Here is a 6,202-nt window from a genome sequence, read left to right on the forward strand (position 1 = left end):
CTCCTCAGGAGGGTATGTGACGCTGGCGCAGATCGGTTGCAATGCGCGACATCATAGGGTTGTTGAGTCTGCACCCGCGGATAGAGACGGCCAGCAGCAGATGAAAAAGGGCAGGCAGCAGCGTCTCCATGGCGGTGATGCCCTGCAGTCAAGCAGGCGTCTGATTGCCCGCGCCTGGCTGGTAGGCGACAGTGATAAACACCAGGCTGATGATCCCGGCGCTGGACGCCCACGCAAGCTTGATGAAAAACAGGTTGAAGGCGAAGTTCATCCCCGACGAACGCACGCCGGTTTTCCACTCGCCGTAGTCGTCGGCAAACGCCATCAGCGAGAAGTGCAGCGGCAGGGTAAACCCGAGGATGACGCCGTTGCTCAAAATGACGATCAGCCAGAGGGTCTGATACGCCGGGCCGCCTGGCAGGAACCACATTCCCACCGCGAGCGCGGCGAGGACCAGGTTGGTGTAGTAGTAGAGTTTGACGGTATCAATACGGCGCGACAGCGGGCTGACGATCACCGCGCCCAGAATGGCGGCAAAGGTCACCATGGTGAAAAACAGCGAGGTATACGTGGTACTGCCCTGCAGCACGTAGGTGATGAAGTACATATACCCGCCGCCTCGAATGTTGAAGACATTGATCAGCAGGAACGACATCACCAGCATCAGCAGCAGCTGATCGTTTTTACGCAAACCGGCCAGATGCTCACGCAGGGTGAATTTGCCCATCAGCGCCAGCGGGACGCGCTCGCGTACCCAGAAGAAGCAGCACAGGAACATCACCACGGCGACAGCGCACAGCACCCCAACGCCAAGCTGGTAACCTTTTGCGGCATTGCCCTGGCCCAGCTCCGCGACCAGCCACGGCAGACCGACCGAGACCAGGAAGCCCGCAACGCCGCAGAGTACAAAGCGCCATGACTGGCAGGAGATCACCTCATTGTGACGGGTCGTCATGGTGTTGATCAGCGCGCAGTAGGGAACGTTGATGGCGGTATAGCCAACGGACAACAGCAGATAAGTGCCGAATGCCCACGCGATTTTCACGCCCATGCTGGCTTCCGGAACGGTGAAGGTCAGCACGCCGATAACTCCGATCGGGAAGGCGACCCACAGCTGCCACGGGCGAAAACGTCCCCAGCGGCTTTGCGTGCGGTCGGCAATAATGCCCATTACCGGATCGGCAATGGCGTCAAATACGCGCAAGGCAATAAAGAGCGTGCCAACGAGCGCAGGCGTCAGACCAAAAATATCGGTATAGAAGAAGGTCAGAAAATTCATGATCAGGCAGGTAATCACCGTACCGCCCGCATCACCCAGGCCGTAGCCAATTTTTTCGCGGACGGACAAGTGGCTATCTGTTGCCCCTTGTGTCACGTCTGATTCTGTAATCGGTGTGGAAGTCATGAAGTAACTCCTCAGTAATCGAATTTATTATCGTATTTGTGCAAGGTACTCATTTATTCTGCACCGAACGGAAAGGCCAACAAGGGAAGGGAAAAGTATAAAAAGATGACGATTCCGACCTGATGATAAAAATGTGATTCCGATCGGACAGTTATTCGAATATTGATTAATAATCAAAGAGTAATTTGAATATCAACGGCAATAAAAGCGGAATGGTGAATATCCATGCTTGAATTATCCATAGCGCTTCCGATTAAGGTCCAAAATGGTGGATTATTTATCTCCCGGGGCGTGGGTCGCCATCCTGCGCGAAAATTAACATCATGGGAGATTATATTTGTCGAAAAAGGGACATTAACGATTCAGGAGGAACAGCGTATTTTTGAGGTTCACGCGGGAGAAAGTTTACTTCTCTGGCCGGGCCGTCGGCATGTCGGCGTGGAGGATTTCCCGGCTGACCTGCGCTTTTACTGGCTCCATTTCGAGGTTGAAACGCCAGATGCAACGTTACCCAATGCTGCCCCTCTGGCAATAGAACAGCACTGTCGCGTAAGGGATGCACAATATGTCATTGCGCTATTTCGGCAGTTTCTCAGCGAGCAGGAGAAATTACAGCGAAGCGTGGCGCTGGAGATGATTTTATTACTTATTTTGCAACAAGTATCCCATTCTTCAGGCTATGAGGACAGTGCAGATGAAGCCGGTGCGGCGATGGCGTGGAAGGCGAAGCAGCTTATTCGCACGCAGTTTCATTTACCGCTTTCAACGTCGCAGCTGGCAAAAGCATTACACTGCAATGCCGATTATCTCGGGCGCGTATTTCGCCGGACTTTCCATTTAACCCTGACGGAGGCGATACATCGCCAGCGCGTCAGGGCAGCGGAAAAGCTGTTGCTGGATGGCTCTGCCTCCCTCACCGAAGTGGCAACCCGCTGCGGCTTTAATGACGTGGGCTATTTTCGGCAGATATTTTCAAAACATACGGGATTAACCCCCGCCGTCTGGAAACGGCGGTACTGTAAAGAGCATATCAATTCCGGCTGATCATTGGCCGTAATAGGCATTCGCCCCGTGCTTGCGCAGATAATGTTTATCCAGCAATTCCTGCTGCATAACCGGTAACTGCGGCGCAAGCTGGCGTGAGAACAGGCCCATATAGGCGCACTCTTCCAGTACCACGGCATTGTGGACCGCATCGGCAGCGTCTTTACCCCAGGCGAACGGACCGTGGGAGTGCACCAATACTGCCGGGATCTGCATCGGACTTAAGTCGCGCTCCTCAAAGGTGTTAATGATCACTTCACCCGTCTGGTATTCGTACTCGCCCGCGATTTCAGCCGTGGTCATCCGTCGCGTGCAGGGGATCGCCCCGTAGAAATAGTCTGCGTGCGTTGTGCCCCACGCCGGTAAATCCTGGCCCGCCTGCGACCAGATGGTAGCGTGGCGGGAGTGGGTATGCACGATGCCGCCAATCTCCGGGTAACGGCGGTACAGCGCGAGGCGGGTCGGCGTGTCTGAAGAGGGCTTTTTGCTGCCTTCAACCACCTGGCCGGTGGCGATATTCACCACCACCATATCCTTCGCCGTCATAACGTCGTACTCCACGCCGGACGGCTTGATCACCATCAGGCCGCTTTCGCGATCCACCGCGCTGACGTTGCCCCAGGTGAAGGTCACCAGTTGGTGGGCGGGCAGCGCCAGGTTTGCCGCCAACACCTCGGCTTTGAGTTGTTCTAACATGTCATGCCTCCTTCCTGCATACGGGCTTCAATCCAGCGGCGCGCCTGGATGATTTCCAGCACCGGCTCTTTTGCTTTTTCAGTCCACATTTCAATCAGAAACGCGCCGCGATAGTTCAGCTTATTCAGCGTGTTAAACACGCCAACGAAATCGACACAGCCTTCTCCAAACGGCACGTCGCGGAACTGTCCGGGACTTTGTGCGGTGACGGGCTGGGTGTCTTTCAGGTGAATTGCCGCAATGCGGTCAATGCCCAGCGTCAGCTCGGCGGTGACGTCGTTGCCCCACGCGCTCAGATTGCCGACATCCGGGTAAACGCTGAACCACGGCGAGGCGAGCATGTCGTCCCACTTTTTCCACTTGCTGATGGAGTTCATAAACGCGGTGTCCATGATCTCCACCGCCAGCATCACCTGCGCGGCGGCGGCCTGTTCGACGGCCCACGCCAGCCCTTCGGCAAAGCGCTGCTGCGTGCCTTCATCATGTTCTTCGTAATAAACGTCATAACCCGCGAGCTGGATGGTGCGAATGCCTAAGTCACGCGCCAGCCTGATGGCTTTGGTCATGATCTCGCGGGCGCGTTGGCGCACGGTTTCATCCCGGCTGCCAAAGGGAAAACGGCGGTGGGCAGAAAGACACATCGATGGGATCGCCACGCCGGTTTCAAGCATTGCTTCAACCAGCGAAGCGCGCTGCGTGGTGCTCCACTCGAGGCGTGACAAACGCTCGTCGGTCTCGTCGACTGACATCTCAACAAAATCGAACCCGCAGCTTTTCGCAAGCACCAGGCGTTCCGGCCAGGAGAGATCTTTCGACAGCGCTTTTTCGTAAATACCTAACGGATGTTGACGCATGGTTACGCTCCCCAGATGTCGCGGATTTGCGAACGGAATGCCTGTGCCACCTGCGGCGGATTAGCGGCGCCTGCCAGCGCGCGTCCTGCAATAAACGCTTTTACGTTGATCTGCTTAAACAGCGGCAGGTCGGCAGGGGTAATACCGCCGGTAATCGAAAGCTGCAAACCGATGTCGGAGAGCGCTTTCATTTTCGCGAGATCCGCTTCGCCCCACTGCTGACCGCTGGCCTGCGCGTCGCGCCCGCGGTGGTAGATAGCCTGCTTCACGCCAACGCGATGCCACGCGCGCGCGTCGTCCAGCGTCCAGTTGCCAAACAGCTCCATCTGGATTTCTCCCCCGCAGCGCAGTGCGACCTCGTGGCCTCGCTCAACGGTTGCCAGCGGGGCGGCGCAGATGATGGTCATCCAGTTCGCGCCCGCGCCAAACGCCTGCTCAGCCAGCGTTTCTCCGGCATCGGCGACTTTCCAGTCCGCCACGATGATTTTATCCGGGCACTGTTTGCGCAGGGCGCGTACGGCGCTCAGCCCTTCGGTCAGGCACAAAATGGTGCCCGCTTCGACGATATCAACGTGATCTGAAAGCGCCGCGACGTCGCGCTGGGCGGCCTGAAGTGAGGTATGGTCGAGCGCCAGCTGCAGTAATGGTCGGCTCATAGGTCGTACTCCTTAATACGGGCGTGATAGTCCTGAAGTGCTGAAATCAGTAACTGGTAACGGTGATATTTGCGCTGGTAGGCCGCATGGGCGCGCATGTCGGGTTCAATCACCCGAATGTCGTGTTTGAGGGTGCGCTGCGCAGCGTGGAAATCGGGGTAGACGCCAGTGCCTACCAGCGCCGCCAGCGCCGCGCCGGAGCAGCCGGTCTCTTCCACCTGCGGCAGCTCAATCGCCAGCCCGCTGACGTCGGCGAGCATTTGCATCCACACGTCCGAATGGGTCGGGCCACCCGTGACGCGCAGCGCCTGCACCTGGGTAAAACGCTCAAGCATGCGGTTGAGGTGGGTCATGTGGCTGAACACTACGCCCTCGTAAACGGCCTGCAGAAGATGCGCGCGGGTATGCAGCGCCTGCATGCCGTAAAAACCACTGGTCATTTCCAGCCCGGCGTTGCTGCCGTAGAGGAACGGCAGGAAGAACACCTCGCTTTCCGCTTTCGGCAGGCTGGCGACGGCATGGTTGATCTCATCGAATGACATGTCGCCCCATTGGGCAGTGAGCCACTCAAGATTGCCGGATGACGTCGGGCTGGCTTCATGAACGATGTACTGCTGCGGGTGGACGTAACGGCCATACACATAGGGGAACGGCTCGTTATCGCGAAGCGCATTGGCGATCCCGCTGGTGACGGCCCAGGTACCCATGACGGCATTCAGCGTGTGTTCGTCGTGCAGCCCGGCGCAGATCGCGGTGGAAACCACATCAAACAGTCCACCAACGACGGGCGTGCCCGCCGCGAGACCGGTAAGCGCGGCTGCCTGAGGGGTGATTTCCCCGCAAATTTCTGCTGAACCGACAATCGGCGGCAGGGCGCCGTCAATTTCGCTGATACCGAGCCAGCGCGTGAGCTGGGGATCGTACTGCCCGGTATTCATGTTGTAGAGGTTGGACTCGGAGATGTTGCTCTCCTCGCAGCCCTTCACGCCGGTCAGACACCAGCGTAGATAGTCGTGCGCCATCATCACGCAGCCTATCTGCTGATACCGCTGCGGCTCGTTCTCTTTCACCCAGCGCAGGAGTGAGGCCGGGTGCCCTGTCCACAGGGTCTGGCGCGTATGCGGATAGAGCTTTTCGGGAATGCCGTCCTGCTGCCAGCGCTGCACGATCTCCAGCGCCCGGCGGTCTGAGGAGAGCATGGCGTTGCCCAGCGGTTGGTCTTGTTTATCGAGCAGAAACAGTCCCTTGCCCTGAGCAGAAATGCCGACGCCTTTGATCTGCTCTCCGTCGATGCCTGAATGTTTGAGCAGCGTGGCGACGGTAATGTAGCAGTGCTGCCAGAGCTGGGGCATATCCCGCTCCGCGTAACCTGCGCGCGGGCTGAGCGTGGCAACGGAGCGGCGCTCGATACAGATTTCCTTGCCCTGGCTGTTGTATAAACCGGCTTTCAGATAAGTACCGCCACAATCGATACCCAGCCAGAAGGGCTCTTTTTCACTCATCTTCATCTCACTTAATTGCCGGGTGGCGCTTCGCTTACCCGGCCT

Annotated in this window: 5 protein-coding genes and 1 pseudogene; 1 reads left to right on the top strand and 5 read right to left on the bottom strand. The window is 57.6% G+C overall.

Annotated elements, in window-relative coordinates; translation table 11 throughout:
- Window positions 1–4 precede the first annotated feature (4 nt).
- Window positions 5–1,405 (bottom strand): annotated as a pseudogene (locus ENTMO_RS24485) (MFS transporter).
- 225 nt (window positions 1,406–1,630) lie between these two features.
- On the opposite strand from ENTMO_RS24485, the gene ENTMO_RS0122925 reads away from it, so the two are divergent.
- A complete protein-coding gene (locus ENTMO_RS0122925; protein WP_010436715.1) occupies window positions 1,631–2,449 on the top strand; it encodes a helix-turn-helix domain-containing protein in 819 nt (272 codons plus the stop codon).
- On the opposite strand, the gene araD is transcribed toward ENTMO_RS0122925, so the two are convergent.
- From araD to ENTMO_RS0122945, 4 genes are read right to left on the bottom strand one after another with little or no spacing between them, the layout of a single operon-like run.
- Window positions 2,450–3,145 (bottom strand): L-ribulose-5-phosphate 4-epimerase, encoded by a 696-nt coding sequence (gene araD, locus ENTMO_RS0122930; protein WP_010436717.1) that lies wholly within the window; start codon window positions 3,143–3,145, stop codon window positions 2,450–2,452.
- Window positions 3,139–3,999, bottom strand: a complete 861-nt coding sequence (locus ENTMO_RS0122935) for an L-ribulose-5-phosphate 3-epimerase (RefSeq protein ID WP_010436719.1) — start codon at window positions 3,997–3,999, stop codon at window positions 3,139–3,141. Before ENTMO_RS0122935 ends, araD begins: the two co-directional genes overlap by 7 nt.
- Window positions 4,000–4,001: 2 nt before the next feature.
- Window positions 4,002–4,655 carry a 3-keto-L-gulonate-6-phosphate decarboxylase UlaD gene (gene ulaD, locus ENTMO_RS0122940; RefSeq protein WP_010436721.1) on the bottom strand — a complete coding sequence of 218 codons (654 nt, stop codon included), beginning with the start codon at window positions 4,653–4,655 and terminating at the stop codon, window positions 4,002–4,004.
- Window positions 4,652–6,157 carry an FGGY-family carbohydrate kinase gene (locus ENTMO_RS0122945; RefSeq protein WP_029485223.1) on the bottom strand — a complete coding sequence of 502 codons (1,506 nt, stop codon included), beginning with the start codon at window positions 6,155–6,157 and terminating at the stop codon, window positions 4,652–4,654. Before ENTMO_RS0122945 ends, ulaD begins: the two co-directional genes overlap by 4 nt.
- Between the last annotated feature and the right edge of the window lie 45 nt (window positions 6,158–6,202).

It is taken from the genome of Enterobacter mori LMG 25706 (assembly GCF_000211415.1).
GTDB classification, from domain to species: domain Bacteria; phylum Pseudomonadota; class Gammaproteobacteria; order Enterobacterales; family Enterobacteriaceae; genus Enterobacter; species Enterobacter mori.